22 protein-coding genes and 1 tRNA gene are annotated in these 15,174 nt (G+C 53.5%); 19 read left to right on the forward strand and 4 right to left on the reverse strand.

Going from position 1 to position 15,174, the window contains the following annotated elements; all coding sequences use genetic code 11:
• Positions 1-22: 22 nt before the first annotated feature.
• The 4 genes from OS112_04895 to OS112_04910 form a co-directional block, all read right to left on the reverse strand.
• Entirely contained in the window at positions 23-745 is a 723-nt protein-coding gene (locus OS112_04895; protein ID WAC05971.1) for a tetratricopeptide repeat protein, read from the reverse strand.
• Between the two features lie 110 nt (positions 746-855).
• Positions 856-940 (reverse strand) — tRNA-Leu (locus OS112_04900).
• A 330-nt stretch (positions 941-1,270) separates the two neighbouring features.
• Positions 1,271-1,456 (reverse strand): hypothetical protein, encoded by a 186-nt coding sequence (locus OS112_04905; protein WAC05972.1) that lies wholly within the window; start codon positions 1,454-1,456, stop codon positions 1,271-1,273.
• The gene (locus OS112_04910; protein WAC05973.1) at positions 1,419-2,453 is read right to left on the reverse strand and encodes an AI-2E family transporter; all 1,035 of its coding nucleotides are present in this window, start codon (positions 2,451-2,453) and stop codon (positions 1,419-1,421) included. Before OS112_04910 ends, OS112_04905 begins: the two co-directional genes overlap by 38 nt.
• A 121-nt stretch (positions 2,454-2,574) precedes the next feature.
• Between OS112_04910 and OS112_04915 the strand changes: the two genes are divergently transcribed.
• The 19 genes from OS112_04915 to OS112_05005 all read left to right on the forward strand — a co-directional run bounded on the left by OS112_04915 (position 2,575) and on the right by OS112_05005 (position 15,166).
• Positions 2,575-4,047: a TrkH family potassium uptake protein gene (locus OS112_04915; GenBank protein ID WAC05974.1), complete on the forward strand. Its 1,473-nt coding sequence runs from the start codon at positions 2,575-2,577 to the stop codon at positions 4,045-4,047.
• Positions 4,048-4,271: 224 nt separating this feature from the next.
• The gene (locus OS112_04920) at positions 4,272-4,778 is read left to right on the forward strand and encodes a hypothetical protein (protein ID WAC05975.1); all 507 of its coding nucleotides are present in this window, start codon (positions 4,272-4,274) and stop codon (positions 4,776-4,778) included.
• Positions 4,775-5,020: a DUF2109 domain-containing protein gene (locus OS112_04925; GenBank protein ID WAC05976.1), complete on the forward strand. Its 246-nt coding sequence runs from the start codon at positions 4,775-4,777 to the stop codon at positions 5,018-5,020. Before OS112_04920 ends, OS112_04925 begins: the two co-directional genes overlap by 4 nt.
• Positions 5,013-5,243, forward strand: coding sequence for a DUF2108 domain-containing protein (locus tag OS112_04930; protein ID WAC05977.1), 231 nt, complete (start codon positions 5,013-5,015; stop codon positions 5,241-5,243). The genes OS112_04925 and OS112_04930 overlap by 8 nt, the downstream gene beginning before the upstream one ends.
• Positions 5,240-5,500 (forward strand): DUF2107 family protein, encoded by a 261-nt coding sequence (locus tag OS112_04935; protein WAC05978.1) that lies wholly within the window; start codon positions 5,240-5,242, stop codon positions 5,498-5,500. The genes OS112_04930 and OS112_04935 overlap by 4 nt, the downstream gene beginning before the upstream one ends.
• Positions 5,497-5,943 carry a DUF2106 family protein gene (locus OS112_04940; GenBank protein ID WAC05979.1) on the forward strand — a complete coding sequence of 149 codons (447 nt, stop codon included), beginning with the start codon at positions 5,497-5,499 and terminating at the stop codon, positions 5,941-5,943. Before OS112_04935 ends, OS112_04940 begins: the two co-directional genes overlap by 4 nt.
• The gene (locus OS112_04945; protein WAC06139.1) at positions 5,943-6,548 is read left to right on the forward strand and encodes a DUF2105 family protein; all 606 of its coding nucleotides are present in this window, start codon (positions 5,943-5,945) and stop codon (positions 6,546-6,548) included. Before OS112_04940 ends, OS112_04945 begins: the two co-directional genes overlap by 1 nt.
• Positions 6,541-7,197 (forward strand): hypothetical protein, encoded by a 657-nt coding sequence (locus OS112_04950; protein WAC05980.1) that lies wholly within the window; start codon positions 6,541-6,543, stop codon positions 7,195-7,197. Before OS112_04945 ends, OS112_04950 begins: the two co-directional genes overlap by 8 nt.
• Positions 7,194-7,406 (forward strand): hypothetical protein, encoded by a 213-nt coding sequence (locus OS112_04955; protein WAC05981.1) that lies wholly within the window; start codon positions 7,194-7,196, stop codon positions 7,404-7,406. The genes OS112_04950 and OS112_04955 overlap by 4 nt, the downstream gene beginning before the upstream one ends.
• 1 nt (position 7,407) lies before the next feature.
• Positions 7,408-8,256, forward strand: a complete 849-nt coding sequence (locus tag OS112_04960) for an NADH-quinone oxidoreductase subunit H (GenBank protein ID WAC05982.1) — start codon at positions 7,408-7,410, stop codon at positions 8,254-8,256.
• Positions 8,253-8,495, forward strand: coding sequence for a hypothetical protein (locus tag OS112_04965; GenBank protein WAC05983.1), 243 nt, complete (start codon positions 8,253-8,255; stop codon positions 8,493-8,495). The genes OS112_04960 and OS112_04965 overlap by 4 nt, the downstream gene beginning before the upstream one ends.
• Positions 8,492-8,878 carry a DUF1959 family protein gene (locus OS112_04970; protein WAC05984.1) on the forward strand — a complete coding sequence of 129 codons (387 nt, stop codon included), beginning with the start codon at positions 8,492-8,494 and terminating at the stop codon, positions 8,876-8,878. Before OS112_04965 ends, OS112_04970 begins: the two co-directional genes overlap by 4 nt.
• Positions 8,875-9,330 carry a hypothetical protein gene (locus OS112_04975; GenBank protein ID WAC05985.1) on the forward strand — a complete coding sequence of 152 codons (456 nt, stop codon included), beginning with the start codon at positions 8,875-8,877 and terminating at the stop codon, positions 9,328-9,330. The genes OS112_04970 and OS112_04975 overlap by 4 nt, the downstream gene beginning before the upstream one ends.
• Positions 9,327-10,412, forward strand: coding sequence for a nickel-dependent hydrogenase large subunit (locus OS112_04980; protein WAC05986.1), 1,086 nt, complete (start codon positions 9,327-9,329; stop codon positions 10,410-10,412). The genes OS112_04975 and OS112_04980 overlap by 4 nt, the downstream gene beginning before the upstream one ends.
• A gap of 1 nt (position 10,413) precedes the next feature.
• Positions 10,414-11,049, forward strand: coding sequence for a 4Fe-4S binding protein (locus OS112_04985; GenBank protein WAC05987.1), 636 nt, complete (start codon positions 10,414-10,416; stop codon positions 11,047-11,049).
• Positions 11,046-11,435, forward strand: a complete 390-nt coding sequence (locus OS112_04990) for a molybdopterin dinucleotide-binding protein (GenBank protein ID WAC05988.1) — start codon at positions 11,046-11,048, stop codon at positions 11,433-11,435. The genes OS112_04985 and OS112_04990 overlap by 4 nt, the downstream gene beginning before the upstream one ends.
• Positions 11,425-12,714, forward strand: a complete 1,290-nt coding sequence (locus tag OS112_04995) for a formylmethanofuran dehydrogenase subunit B (protein WAC05989.1) — start codon at positions 11,425-11,427, stop codon at positions 12,712-12,714. The genes OS112_04990 and OS112_04995 overlap by 11 nt, the downstream gene beginning before the upstream one ends.
• On the forward strand, positions 12,711-14,411 hold the full coding sequence (locus OS112_05000) for a formylmethanofuran dehydrogenase subunit A (GenBank protein ID WAC05990.1): 1,701 nt from the start codon (positions 12,711-12,713) through the stop codon (positions 14,409-14,411). The genes OS112_04995 and OS112_05000 overlap by 4 nt, the downstream gene beginning before the upstream one ends.
• Positions 14,408-15,166, forward strand: coding sequence for a formylmethanofuran dehydrogenase subunit C (locus OS112_05005; protein ID WAC05991.1), 759 nt, complete (start codon positions 14,408-14,410; stop codon positions 15,164-15,166). The genes OS112_05000 and OS112_05005 overlap by 4 nt, the downstream gene beginning before the upstream one ends.
• The last annotated feature ends 8 nt before the right edge of the window (positions 15,167-15,174 follow it).

Consider the following 15,174-nt stretch of genomic DNA (forward strand, 5'->3'; position numbering starts at 1 on the left):
TCCTTCCTTCTAAGTTTTCCCGTCACTTTTTCCTCATCTGTTTCATTATCCCTTTGAGATCCTGCATGCCGTTGTACGCTTTCAGATGACCGGGATTGATTTTTATGGCTTTTTCAAAACACGCATACGCATCGGGGACTTTCTTAAGCCCGACAAACGAGATCCCCTTATAATACCATGCATCGGCATTGTCGGGTTTGATTGCCAGTGCATGGTCAAAGGATTCAATCGCGCCAGAGAATGCTCCCAGTTTTCCCAAAGCCCTCCCCTTGTTATACCATGCATCGGAGTGACCGGGATCGATATCCAGCACCTTGTCAAAACACTCCACGGCTTTTTGGAACTCGCCTATCGATCCATGGGTGACCGCCTTGTCATACCATGCGTCAGCCCCGAGAATATCCTTTGCTAATGCGGTATCAAAGGCATGTAATGCATCACCGTGTTTCCCTAGCGCTTTTAATATAACGCCTTTCTTATGCCATGTGTCTGCCCGTCCGGGATCGAGTTCAAGTGCCCTTGTAAAATTTTCAAGGGCTTCCCTGTCCCTGCCCATATTTTGTAACGCGAGCCCTTTTCCTGCATATGCGTGTGCGGCATGTGCATCTTTAAGAAGGGCTTTGTCAAACCACATGATCGCCGAGGTAAAGTCCCCCCGGCTGATGCAGGCGTCACCCTTTGCCAGAAGAGCCGGCACATCTTCCGGTGCATCCCTCTTTTTCTCCCTCCTGTCAAACAAAACCATGGCGGGTCAGGTTGTAGTCTCTGGCACAGGTTCTTAATCCTTTTTACCAGTCCATGTCCTGAAGAAGATAAGGGGGTATGCTGCCGTCATTATCCAGCACAGATACGGAATGCGAGGGACCGGATTCGAACCGGCGAACACCTTCGTGACTGGACCCTAAATCCAGCGCCTTTGACCGGGCTCGGCAACCCTCGCGTCCTCATAGTGTTTGAAGGGTGGCGATAATAGATTATCGTTTCCGGTGTTAGAGAATAAGTCGGGTTGCATCCCGGCCCGTGCCAGGGCCTGAGGATCCTGTCAGTCAGGAGCGGCAGAACCGGACGATAAGGAGAGTGAGACGATTGTCTGCAGCAAATACCCGCGCGGTCGCGCGGTTGGTGCCCCCCTCGCATTTCCTGCCGAGATGCATCGCAGGGAATGTATATTTTTATAATGACAAGGATGATGAACGTCAGTACAATAAGCCAAAGGGTGCCTAGGATATTTTGGGGGTCTGCAGAATCAATAAAAAATTAACGAATGCGATTAGATCGGGCTTTTACCGGTGTCGCCAAATACAAGGCCGCCCGGTTTTACAATGTCCCTGACTGATCGTGCCAGGCTATCCATTTTTTCCGGTACCCTCCAACAGGAAAAAGAGATAATCATTTCCTTTTTTAAAAATGATTTATCATCATACAGGGCCATGCTCTTCTCCTGCTCTTCCTGCATCCTTTCGCTCCTCAATAAGTATCTTGTATCCATTGAACAGGAGCACGATAAAGACCGGACCAAGGACAAACCCTGCCATCCCCATCGTGATCAAACCGCCAAAGAACCCGATCAGCATCAGGAGGGGGTGTAACCTTACCCGACGCCCCATAAGAACCGGGCGCACATAAATCTCGGGGAGTGCAGATACACCGATGTAACCAAAAAAGAAGAGGATGAGCACGCCATTGATATCACCAATCGAGAGGGCATACGTGCCAAGGAAGATAAAGACGATTGACGACCCCAGTACCGGGATCAGTTCGCAGAAGGCGCATAAAAATGAGTAGAAGAGCACGTTCCCGTACCCGAGGAACCAGAAAAAGGGGATTGCAATAACAAAAGTAAGGGCTGCAATCCCGATATGGACTACATAGATCGCATAGAGTGTATCGACAATCCCGTCACTCATCTTCTGCACACGTATCCGTATATTCTCCGGAACCCCTGCCATGATGCGCTTTTTGAGGGTCTCCCCGTGGAGGAGAAGCACATAAAGCGATGCAAAGAAAACAATGACCTTCAGGGCAATTGTCGTGATGTCGGAAAAGATCATGGTCCAGTACCGGAAAAAGATCGATTTTGCCTGCTCAAGCCATGTTGACACCTGAATCCGTTCCACAGGAATCCCGAAAACCCGGGGATCGGTTGACGGATTTTTTACCCAGTTTTCAATAGTACCAACAATTTCCTGCAGCGTACTGCTGTTGTCTGAGAGAATTGTGATAGAAAGAAGGGCTGTCGCCACGAGCGCGACGAATATAAAAATCGTTATAAGTGCGGCGGAGAAGTAGCGGTTGATATACTTCCTGAAATAGGTATGGAGGGGAAAAATAACCACTGCAATGGATATGGCAAACACCAGCACATCGAGCAGTTTCCAGAAAATGATCAGGGTGGCAGCCAGTATCGCCAACATGATCACAAAGGGGACCAGATCGGCCCGGAACTGACCCATGGATGATCATAGGTGGTCAATGCACCAATTAAAATGTATGTCGGGGGCTCTTCAACCGGAATAATATAACAAGCCAAACGATACTCATAACAGGTGGGGCGAACAAACCCATTTTTTGTACATGAAGCGGATCGAACACCTTGCCGCGATCGCCCATGACATGGGCATGGTCTTTGAATTTTTGGGGTTCGCGTCCCTTCTCCCGTTCGTCGTGCTCATCATCTTCTCTGAATGGGATATGCTCATCCCGATGGCATCGGCGCCTGTGGCATTCATTGTGTTCGGCTACCTGCTATCCCGCATTCACCGGACAGAATATACTCCCCCGCTCTCGGTCACCCTTGTTGCAGTCGCACTCTCGTGGTTTGCCATTGCGCTTGTCGGTGCACTCCCGTTTGTCTTCGGGCTCCATATATCATATACCGACAGCGTGTTTGAGGCGATGTCCGGATGGACCGGTTCCGGTTTTACAATGCTCACAGCCCTTGACACAACGCCCAATACCCTGCTTTTCTGGAGATCGTTTACCCAGTGGATTGGCGGGATCGGGATTATTGCATTCGGCATCTCGCTGCGCAGGAAAACACGGGTCACCCTCTTCCGCCTCTACCGCTCCGAAGGCAGGTCTGAGGAACTGATGCCCAATGTGGTTTCGACAGGGCGGCGAATGTGGGTGATCTACCTCTTTTTAACATCCGTTTTCACGGGGCTCATTATGCTCTCCGGCATTCCCCTCTGGGACTCGCTCAACCTTGTGATGGTCGCCATTGCCACCGGGGGATTTTCGATCCATGATGCAGGCATTTCATACTATAATAACCCGTTGCTGGAACTGCTCCTGATCCCTGTCATGCTGGCCGGTGCAATGCCATTTAAGATTTATTTCCTGATGTACCATGGAAAAATCTCCGCAATGTTCAAGAACCAAATCGTCAGGGTCCTCCTGCTTATTGCAGTCATAGGCTCGGCAATCACCTCCCTTGACCTCTATATCTTCAACAATCTTCCTTTAGGGCAGGCATTCCGCGAAGGTACATTCTGTGCGATATCAGGGTTTACGACTACGGGTTTACAGAATTCAAACCCCCATCTCTGGGCGACCATCCCTATCTCGGTCGTAACGATGATGATGCTGATCGGTGGCGCTTCCGGCAGTACTGCAGGGGGCATCAAGGTGAACCGTGTAGTGCTTGCATACGAAGGAGTGAAATGGTGGTTCAAACGCTTCTTTGTCTCAAACAAGGTCATCATCCCCTTCAAGTATGAAGGGCGGACCCTTTCAAAAGAGATCTCCGAACTTGAAATCTCAAAAAATATGCTGGTGATCGTGCTCTATGTCCTCACCATCTTCCTCTCCACGATCCTCCTCATGCACCTCTATATCACCTCGTTCCGGCTGGACGAGGTGGTCTTTGAGCAGGTTTCTGCCCTTTCCAATGTCGGGCTGGGTGTCGGCTACATAACCGCATTGAGCCCATTTGCCGTCAAATGGGTGTTTATTTTTCTGATGTGGTTGGGACGGCTTGAGATTGTGCCGGTCATTATCCTTGCCATGGGACTAATCCGGGGGTTTGAAGCAACGATTATAAAATAATCTGATGATTATTTTCACGAGTCTGCCATATTTTAATCGATGGGAGACCCACCCCTTGGGATATCTGTGGAAATCCGGTTAAGATGTATTCCTGTTATTGATGTAAGATCAGGGATTTTTACAGAACCTGTAATTCGTTAAATAAGGATTTTTGCACATAACACAACCTTTATCCTGTATCCATCCTGAGCTTCACTGGTAATCAGTTGGTTACGGGACGTCCCATGCTCGATGAGCCCACCCGCATTCTTATCGCCGCTGCCATTTGCTGGATGAACTTCATGGTGGTGGATCTTATTTTCAAATTACCGGAGAGCGGAGGTGTCAGCGGTGCAACAGCGATTGCACAGGAAATAGAGAAAGGGGGCGGGGCGCTCAATGGCGGGTATATGATGGGTAACATCGTCAGCTCGCCGGACGCTTCAGCCGGGACACTACTTGCAAGCTGTGGGGTGTACTGTGCGGGGTTGTTTGGCGGGCTCTTTGCTGCAGTTCTCGTCTATTTCGGCAACCGGATTTGTTACGATCCCGGCTATGCCGGAACAACGGGGTGCATCACCGCGACCATCATTGTATATGCTGCAACACAGGCCGGGTTTGCCGCATCGGATTTTATTGCCGGCATGGTGATTGCAATCCTGACGATACAGGGCATCTCATACGTGCACGCAAGCAGGCTCATCGCCCGGCTCTGGAAGGTGCGCTGCAGGTGGCTGAGGGGATGCAAATGATCGCTATCTACGTCTGCGCTGTCATTGCAGTATATGCAGCCCTGCGGATCATACTCCAGAGAAACACGATGCGTAAGCTCCCGTTCCTCAATGCTGTGTCATTTGCGGTAACCGGGATCATCGCCCTGCTGCTCCCGCACCCGATCACCATTGCCGCAGCTGCGGCGTATTTTGTCGGGTCTACCTTAGAGTCCAATGCAATCGCCAGTACATGGGCAGGAGGGATCAAAAAAGATGAATGAGCTTGTCATGGTCGCCTGCACTGCCCTTGTGTTCATCGGGACGGCAGCGGCGATACTTGAGCGGGATCCCTTCAGCAAACTCATCTCACTCTCCATCATGATCTCAGGAATATTCCCGTTCATTATCGACCGGGGTTTGCTTGACGTGGCTATTGCCACAGCCCTGATCGCACCCCTCTCCACCATTTTTATCCTCATGGTCTGCCGGAGGATACCGGCATGATGGTCGCAGGGTATGCACCGGAGTTTTTGATCGGCCTTTCGATCCTTGTCATCGGGACAATTGCCGCGGCATTCCCCCGTCCCAGAGATTATCTTACCCGGCTCATCAATCTCGAGATACCCGGCTGGGGGCTTTTACTTGTCATGCTCTCGTACAACGAGGCACTCGCGCTATTTACATTCGGGGCAATTTCAGTGCTTTCGACATTCATCTACGTCAGAGTGATGCAGAAAAAAGAAGGGGGCATCCGTGGATGATCATCCGCCGTATCTCCCACTACCTCTGCAACTATGAAAACATCGTGCCCCTTTTTGCATATGCCTGCGCCCTGATTCTTTTTACAGGTATACTACTCCTCCCGATCCAGTACAACTCCGCCCAGCTCTATCCAAAGACTATCGACCCGAACAGTCCGCTTGACCCATATGACCGGGGCGGTCCTCCCTTCACTCAGGTTGAGATTGGTGCCCAGTATCCCGATTATTCCCCGACTGCGGGTCTGGTAACATCATACCTTACCCCGTTCTCTCTCTTCCTTTCCCAGGTTACTTTACACCTTGGCACCACAATCGTTGCCCACCCGGGCGGCATCATCGACGAAATCCTGTATAACACCCGGGGTCTTGACACGGTAGTTGAGGCAACTATCCTCCTCATCGCGTTCGCTGTCGCATCATACCTGTACAGGAAGGGGTCGTGATGTGGGGGCAGTACAGCTACGGGCTCCTTGTTGTGCTTGCGGGTGGAGTGATCGCCTTCCTTGCACTTGCAACTGAAGGGGATGACCTGCACAAACTGCTCCTGATCGACCTTGTTGAAATCACCTCGCTCGCTGTAATCGCGCTCCTTGGGACTGACCTTGCAGAAGCACTCATCCTGCCGGGTCTTACTGTCGGGATCGCAGAACTGCTGGCGCTTTCACAGATCTACTGTACCAAGGAGCGGATCGGAGCAAATCCGGTACAGGGGCTCAATATTGAAGTGATTGCAAAGGCGGACGCACCTCTCATCATCTCGATCATCCTTGTAGTATACGGGCTCATCCTGTCCGGTTTCACCGGTGGTGGTGTTGCGGGGCTCGGGCTTGTCTTCTTCTTCATGTCCAGAGGCTACAAAGAAGATCTCAATATGCTTGAGATGGCAAGCGGGATCTCGTGGGCAGTCTGGATCTTTGCATTTTTTGTCTTTATGTTTTTGCCGCAGTACTGGTATGTCGCGCTCATGTGTGCGGCCGTGGGGATCGTGCTCAAGGTGACCGTGAAGATGTCCCTTGTCGGGACGATGTGGGGGAAGGGCGATGAGTAACCTTGCCGGTATCCCGTACTACATCCTTGAATTCGGCGATGAGCTTGTCTATTTCACTCCGTATACGATCACGCTCTTTTTACTCGCGCTCACGTTCACCATTTTTGTTATTGTCAGCAGGCCCGAACAGCAGGTGGATATCGCCTTTGGCGGGGACGCATATACGACAAAGGAGATAATGGTAAGCGAGATGCGGTTCCGCAGGTTCATGGCGATTGCCTGCGGGCTGGCTTCCATGGGCGCGATGGTGACCGGGGACATCTTCAATTTCACGCTCTTTACCGCGATGGTCGGCATCACCAATGTCGGCATTGTTGCAGCGGTGAAAAGCCCGCATGTCCAGAACGCGGCGTTCCAGTACGGGCTTGTCGCGCTCACCGCAACGGTCCCGCTTTTCGGTGGCGCAGCGGTCTATGCGGCGGCAACCGGGAGCCTCTCGATGATCGAGCTCGCAAAGGGAACACTACCGGCGGTGCCGTTTGTCGCAAAGGCATTCCTCGTCCTCGGCGTTATCGGGGAAGGGATGGCACCGTTCTATGCCGCAAAGGCTGAGATGTTCCGGGCACCGGGGGCCCCTTATGTGATCATGTGCTCGCTGTCATCGCTGCTCATCTTTTTGCGGGTGATTGAGGTCGTGATGCTTGGATGAGGAACACAAAAAAGAATACTGTATTCAGGTTCATGGCCACGGGGCTTATTGCGGTAATTCTTGCATTTGCTCTCTATTCTCTCGACCGGATACCGCTCTGGGCATTTGCCGCAGTACTGGTGCTCGCGTTCCCGCCGCTGGTAATCTCTCTTTTTTTATGGTGGATGGCAGGCAAAGGAAAGGAGGACATCCCTTTTATCGGGTACTGATATGATCGCCGAACTTGTGCTTGCAACGGTCTTTGGCCTGCTCCTCCTTGGCATACACCGCAAGCTCATCGCCCGGATCCAGCGGCGCCCGGGCCCGCCGGTCTGGCAGGAGATCCTTCACATGCTGAAGTTCTCGTTCAAGAGCACATGGATTCCGGTGACGGCGAGTGCGACACTATTTGCAGGGGTTGTCCTTATCGCGATTGGGATCTGGACTGCAGCGTTCTTTGTCGTGTTCACGGGCGGGAGCATTCTTGTCGTCTTTGCCATCTATATGCTCCATAAGATCGTGGAGCACGGGTTCGGGCTCTCGTCCGGCTCCCCGTACGGGAAGTTCGGTGGCGTGAGATCGGTGATATCAGCAGCGTCCGAGATCCCGCTCTTTGTTTCGGTGGCAGCGATCGCGATCTTTACCAGATCCTTTAACTTAAGTGATATTGTCCTCTACCAGCAGGTTCATGGCCCGCTCCTGTTCCTTGCATTTCCTGCCGCCGTTGCCATGTATCTCGTCATACTCTCCAAGATGCCGTCCGGTCCGTTCTCCATTGTGGAATCAAAAGAGCTGGTCAGCGGTTACAAGACAGAGCATTTCGGGGCATGGCGGGCTGGTTTAGAGGTCTGCAACGGGCTGAAGACAACGGTCCTGTTTGCCACCTTCCTTTTCGTCTTTATCGGGCAGCTTCCGGTGCTGTGGATGGTAGCAGGTATGCTGCTCCTTGTGGTCTCACTCTCGTTTGCCTGTGCGCTCACACCCATGCTGTCGCCATTTGATTCAGTCACGGTGCAGTCCATAGTCACATGCCTGATGCTCGGGTATGTGGCGGTTCTATATACCGGGGTGATTGCATGATCCGCGAGGTCATCCTTGCCGGTGGCATTATCTATGTCCTTATCAACGCTATTCAGGTGATCCAGAGGCCATCGGTTGTAATGGAAGGTGTCCTTGTCGGGTTTACCCTCTCGTTTGCCACTGCATTCTACCTGACGCGGCGGGAACACGAACTCCACATAGCGGAAGCAGCCGCACTCTGGGCTGCCGTCCTTCTTTTTGCGGTCTATGGTTTCCTGAAAATGGGGGGTGTGATATGACCCGGTGGCTCCATGAACAGGATCTTGTTGCACAGAAATACCGCATTCTTATCGCACAGCAGCATGACCACCTTGTCCATACAGTTGCATCCGATCTCGGTATCAGCGTGCAGGAACTCAGGAAATACCTGATTGAACATATCGACATGATCCTTTTAGAGAACCTTCCTGCCCGCTATGAAGCTGCAAGAGCCGCCGATGAAGGTGATCCCGTTGCACAGGGGCTGAACCGGCGCATCCTTTCAACCGGCATCCCGCTCGTTCCCAAACACCGGATGGATGAAATTTTCCAATTAACAAAAGAACGCATTGAAACGGGCAGTCCCGTTTCCGACGCAGTTGCCGCAGGAAAGGCAATGATCCGCGAGGTGATCCGGGAATGAACCTCCTCCAGCGCATTAAGGATCTTGTCCGTTCACGTTCCATCCATGTCAGTTATGTCGATGTGGGATCCTGCAACGGCTGCGATATCGAGGTGCTGGCATGCCTTGCACCGCGCTATGATATCGAGCAGTACGGTATCTATGTCCATAACAACCCACGGGAAGCCGACGTGCTACTCGTAGTAGGGGCATTTACCCCGGGCTGGGAGGAGAAACTCGGGAGCGTGTGGGACAAGATCCCGGAGCCGAAGGCTGCAATTGCGATCGGCAACTGCCCGATCTCCGGGTGCGTCTTTGGCCGGAGGGGGTCGTATGTCGATCCTCCGGTGAGCAAACATATTCCCATTGCTGCGGAAGTGCCTGGCTGTCCGCCTCGGCCAACCGAGATCCTTGCTGCAATCCTTTCCCTCCGCGACACGGTCTTTAAAGGCTGGGAGGCGAGGCAGAGATGAAGCGGACAGTCGATGTCAACATTCCCCTTGGGCCCATCCATCCCTGTTTCAAGGAACCGGCGCGGTTGAAGTGTGAGACAAGGGGCGAGCGGGTGATTGGAGCAGAGGTCGAGCTCGGGTATATGAAAAAAGGGATCGAGCGGATCATGAAGGGGAGACCATGGCAGGAAGTGATGTTCCTTGCCGAGCGGGTCTGCGGAATCTGCTCGGTGATCCATAACATGGTCTTTATTGAAGCAGTCGAGAGGATCAGCGGCATCGATGTCCCTCCCCGTGCAGCTTACCTCCGGGTCATTGCAAACGAACTCGACCGGATGCAGAGCCATATGCTGGCGAACTTTTCTTACTGCTACACGATCGAGCATGAAACGCTGGCCATGTACCTTCTGGACATACGGGAGCAGGTAATGGACGAACTCGAGCGCCTGACAGGTGCCCGGGTCACCTGCGCATATATTGTGCCCGGGGGGGTCCGGTGCGACATCAGCAAGGAAGATATCGTCACGCTGTCTGCCTCGCTTGACAAAATTGAAGACGACCTCCACCGGTATGCAAAGATGTTTGAGACCGGCCCGATGATTGCCCTGCGGAGCAGAGGGATCGGGATCCTTACAAAGGAGGCAGCCCAGGAGGCACATGCGGTCGGGCCGACGGCCCGGGCAAGCGGGATCGCCGCGGACAGGCGGACTGAGCACCCGACGTACCAGAAACTTGGTTTCGTGCCGGTCGTACGGTATGACTGTGACAATTATGCACGGATTATGGTCAGGTTCGATGAACTGTCTGCAAGCATCGGACTTATCCGCCAATGTCTCGCAGGACTAAAGCCCGGAATAATCCGGGGCGGTGGGAAATGTACAGCAGGGGAAATACGGTACAGCGGTGAAGCGCCAAGAGGAGAACTCACGTACATCATCACCACTGATGATTTCGGCAGGATACAGGAAATTCAGATCCAGACCCCCTCCATCATGAACGTTGAGGCATGCTGCCATTATATGATCATCGGCGTTGATTCAATAGCAGATGTGACTTCGACGTTTGTCTCTGCAGATCCCTGTATCGCCTGCACGGAGCGCTAGCATGGCAGCATCAGTATTCTGGTATCTCCGGGAGTTCGCGCGGCTGGAGTGGATAAAAAAATTCCTTTTTGCAAAGACCGTCTCCCTGGCAACCCCGGCGCACTTCCGGGGGTTCCCGGAACCAACGGGAAAGGCATGCCAGCACGCGCTCTATTGTATGATGGTATGTCCTGCACCCGGCGCGATCGAAGTCGTCCATAAGGATGACGGCTGGGTCCCGAGGATCAATCACGGCCACTGTATAAGGTGCGGGCTGTGTGTTGAAGCATGCCCTAATGGCGTGCTGCGGAGCGGGAGGGTGCTGGAGACGATGTTGGATCAGGGGACTTCACTTGTGTTCTCGTTCCGGATTGCCATTGATAATGACCGGTGCATGGGTTGCGGGAACTGTTGCACTGCATGTCCGGTCAACAAGCTCATCGATGCGCAGATGGGTTCCGGGGGTCACTCCTCAAACGATGAGGTCATTATGCGGGTACAGGGCGGTGAAGTGCTGGTCCTCCATGAGGAAAAGTGCACGGGCTGCAAGACCTGCGAACAGAGCTGCCCCAACGATGCAATCCGGATCGCCCGCATCCTTGAGGCAACACAACAGCTTATTCCGGTCTCCCCGGTCAAAACGGAGGACGGGCAATGAAGTTTCTCATGAACACCGGACGAACCGTACCTCAGGGTGAATCGGTGGAACGAAAAGACAGCCCCGAATATGAAAAGGCGACATCGGTCTGCATGATCCACCCGGTGGATATGATGGTCCTTGGCATCGAAGATGGCGCCCGGGTATGTGTGAAAAACAAATCCGGTGAAGTGGTGCTTGTGGCTGTCTCGTCTGAAGCCATTGAACAGGGCACGATCTTTGTCCCGCTTGGGCCATACGCCAACCATATCATAGATAGTGAGACGCACTGCACCGGCATGCCGGATTTCAAATCGATGACTGTCGACATTGAACCCGGCGACACACCGGTAATGACGGTGTCTGAGCTCATCGAAAAACTCGGCGGGGTGCGGTATGCTCATTAAAGATGTGGTCTGCCCATTCTGCGGTTGCCTCTGTGATGACCTCGATGTCGAAGTGGAGGGTGACAGGATAATACGGGTCGACAATGCCTGTACGCTCGGCTCAAGTACCATGGTCGGAGACCACCGGCTGAAAAATCCGATCCGGCGGAATGGAACCCGCTGGGAAGACACGACGTATGATGCAGCGATTGAAGAAGCAGCGCAGATCCTGCTCGATGCCGACCGGCCGGTCCTCTATGGGTGGAGCAGCACGCATGGAGAGGCGCAGAGTCTTGGTGTGCACCTTGCAGAATTGATCGGCGGTGTTATCGACAGCACAACCTCGGTCTGCCACGGCCCGTCAATCCTTGCGATACAGGAAGTGGGGCATCCTGGCTGCACTCTCGGGCAGGTGAAAAACCGGGCTGATCTTATCATCTACTGGGCATCCAACCCTATCGACGCCCACCCGCGCCACATGAGCCGGTACACGACCTATGCGACCGGTTTCTTTGTACAGGATGCACAGCATGACCGCAAAGTGATTGTCGTTGACACGCGCCGCACCCAGTCAGCAGATGTTGCAGATGAGTTTCTCAAAATAAAGCCGGGCGGGGATTATGCAGTCCTTTTGGCCCTCAGGGCAATTGTCCGGGGGCGGGCGGATGTCGTACCGGCAGAGGTTGCAGGTGTTTCCCGCGTACAACTGATCCGGGTTGCAGAAATGTGCAAAGCCGCAAAGTTCGGCGCAATCTTCTTTGGCCTCGGTCTTACCATGACAGCGGGCAAGAACAAGAATGTGCGCAATGCGATCGAACTTACCGACGAACTGAACCGCCATACCAAGTTCATCATCAGCCCTATGCGGGGGCACTGGAACGTGTACGGCAGTAACGAAGTCTTTACCTGGATGACCGGATACCCGTACGCAATCGATTTTTCCCGCGGGATTGCATTTTACAACCCCGGCGAGACTACCGTCATCGATATCCTGAGCCGGGGCGAATGCGACGCCTGCCTTGTAGTAGCAAGCGATCCTGCCGCACATTTTCCCCGCTCCTGTGTTGAACATCTCGCAAAGATCCCGGTTATCCAGATCGACCCCCATCCCAATGCAACGACCCATATCTGCAGGCTCCAGATCCCGGGATCGGTTGCAGGCATTGATGCAGCTGGAACCGCGTACCGGATGGACGGGGTTCCGATACGGATGAAGTCCATCATCAACACAGGCATCCCGAACGATACCGAGATTCTCCAGAAACTGTACAACCGCGTCCGGGAGGCAAGGGGGGAATGACCGAACTGATCATTAAAAATGCATGTGTCTTTGACCCGATGCAAAACATCCACGGCGATATCATGGACATTGCCATCCGTGACGGGCGGGTTGTAGAATCGGTCCGGAACAGTGCTGATGTGATCGATGCAGAAGGTTTTCTCACCCTGCCCGGGGGGATCGATTCGCACTCCCATGTCTGCGGCACCAAGGTGAACTTTGGCAGGTACATGAGCCCGGAGGATATGCGGGCGGGGAGGACGGCCCGGCGTGGGAAGATGCATGTCACCTCCGGCTATTATGTCCCCACCACGTACGGGAACAGCTACCGGTACAGCGCAATGGGGTATACCACCGTCCTTGAAGGGGCGATGGCGCCGCTTGAGGCACGGCACACCCATGAGGAATTTACCGCGACACCTCACCAGGACATGCTCGCAAACACGCTCTTTGACGGGAACTGGTCGATCATGGAGGCGGTGGCAAAAAAGGATGAACAACGGGCGGCTGCGATCGTTGCATGGACGCTTGCTGCAGTGAAGGGATTTGCCATCAAGCTGACAAACCCGGGTGGAACAGAAGCATGGGGGTGGGGTGAAGACATCACGGGTATCCGTGATACCGTACCTAACTTCAACGTGACTCCGGCAGATATTATCACAACGATGATGAAGGCAAATGAACTCCTCCGACTTCCTCACTCGGTCCACATTCACTGCAACAATCTTGGAAGGCCCGGGAATTTCCGGACCACGCTGGAAACGTTTGATCTTGTCCCGGATCTTAACCCGAACCGACAGACCCTGTATGCAACTCATGTACAGTTCCATGCATATGGCGGGACGACGTGGAGGGATATCAACTCAAAAGCCTCAGAGATTGCACAGGCGGTGAACGCAAAACCGCAGATTGTCATGGACATGGGACAGATCATGTTTGGCAGGACGATGACCATGACCGCTGACGGGCCGATGGAGTTCAACCTCCACTGCCTGCACCATAACAAATGGAGCAACCATGACGTGGAGCTGGAGACCGGCTCCGGCATTATTCCGGTACTCTACTCAAAAAAGAGCCTTGTGAACTGCGTGATGTGGGCGATCGGGCTTGAACTCGCGCTTTTTACCAAAAACCCGTACCAGTGCCTGCTCGCCACCGACAATCCGAACGGAGCCCCGTTTGTCAAATACCCCGAGATTATCGGCCTGCTGATGAGCAAACGGTACCGGGATGAGGAATTTTCCACGCTGCATGAGGGTACCGAACAGCGAACGTCAATTGCTGCAATCGACCGCGAAATGGACTGGAATGAGATTGCCATCATGACCCGTGCCGGGCAGGCAAAGGCGCTGGGTATCGCTCTGCAGGGCAAAGGGCACCTTATGCCCGGCGCGGAAGCTGATGTTGCTATTTACCCCATCAAGTGCCGCGAAGTCGACCCTGCAACCGAATACCGAAAGGTCGTCGAGGGGTTCCAGAAGACCCGGTATACGATCAAGCGCGGGAGAGTGGTCGCCCGCGATGGCGATGTGATTGTTGAGGGGGCAAACAGCACATTCTGGGTAAACCCCTCGGTCCCGGATGAACACAATATGGCACATGATAAAGAGTTTGTGAAAAAATTCGAGGAGTACTACACGGTGCAAATGGGGAACTACCCGGTGCAGGACGTGTATCTCCCGCGCGGCAGGTGCATTGGGACGGAGGCAGACCTGTGAAGGTGATCCTCGAGACCAAGGCGCGTAAAAAACCGTTCCTCCCAATTGAAGCCGAATCGATCATTCCGAGAAACTTCCTCAACGGTACAGAACTGACCGTATTTGAAGGAAACAAGGAGCGCAGGCTCTCTGACATATTCCGGATCTTTGTGGAAGGGACTTCAGTTACGCCGGAGAAGATTGAGATTGTTTTAAAGGGCGACACCTCGCGGATCAAACGGGTCGGGGAATACATGGATGCCGGAAAGATCACGATTGCCGGGGATATCGGGATGCATTGCGGGAATTTCATGAGCGGGGGCGATATTGAGGTTCTTGGCAATGCGGATGCATGGCTCGGGCGTGAGATGCGGGGGGGGAATATCCTGTGCCGGGGCAATGCCGGGCATTACTGTGCTTCCGGCTATCGCGGGGAGAAGACCGGTATGCGGGGCGGACGTGTCGAGGTGCTCGGCAATGCCGGTGACTGCTGCGCGGAATACCTGACCGGTGGCGAGGTACATATACACGGGAGCTGCGGAGACATGGCGGGCGTCGAGATGAAGGGAGGGCAGTTTATCGTTGAAGGCAATGCCACGCGCCCGTGCGGGAATATGAAGGACGGTACATGCATGATCTTCGGGACGGTTCACGAAATGCTTCCAACCTTTGAGATGATCGGAACCCGCGTGATGACCGACCGGAAGGTCACCATGACGGTGTATAAAGGCGATATCGCAAACCGGGGAAAGGGGACACTGATGATCCAAAAATAAAACAGAAC

The organism is Methanoregula sp. (genome assembly GCA_026625165.1).
Classification (GTDB): domain Archaea; phylum Halobacteriota; class Methanomicrobia; order Methanomicrobiales; family Methanospirillaceae; genus MVRE01.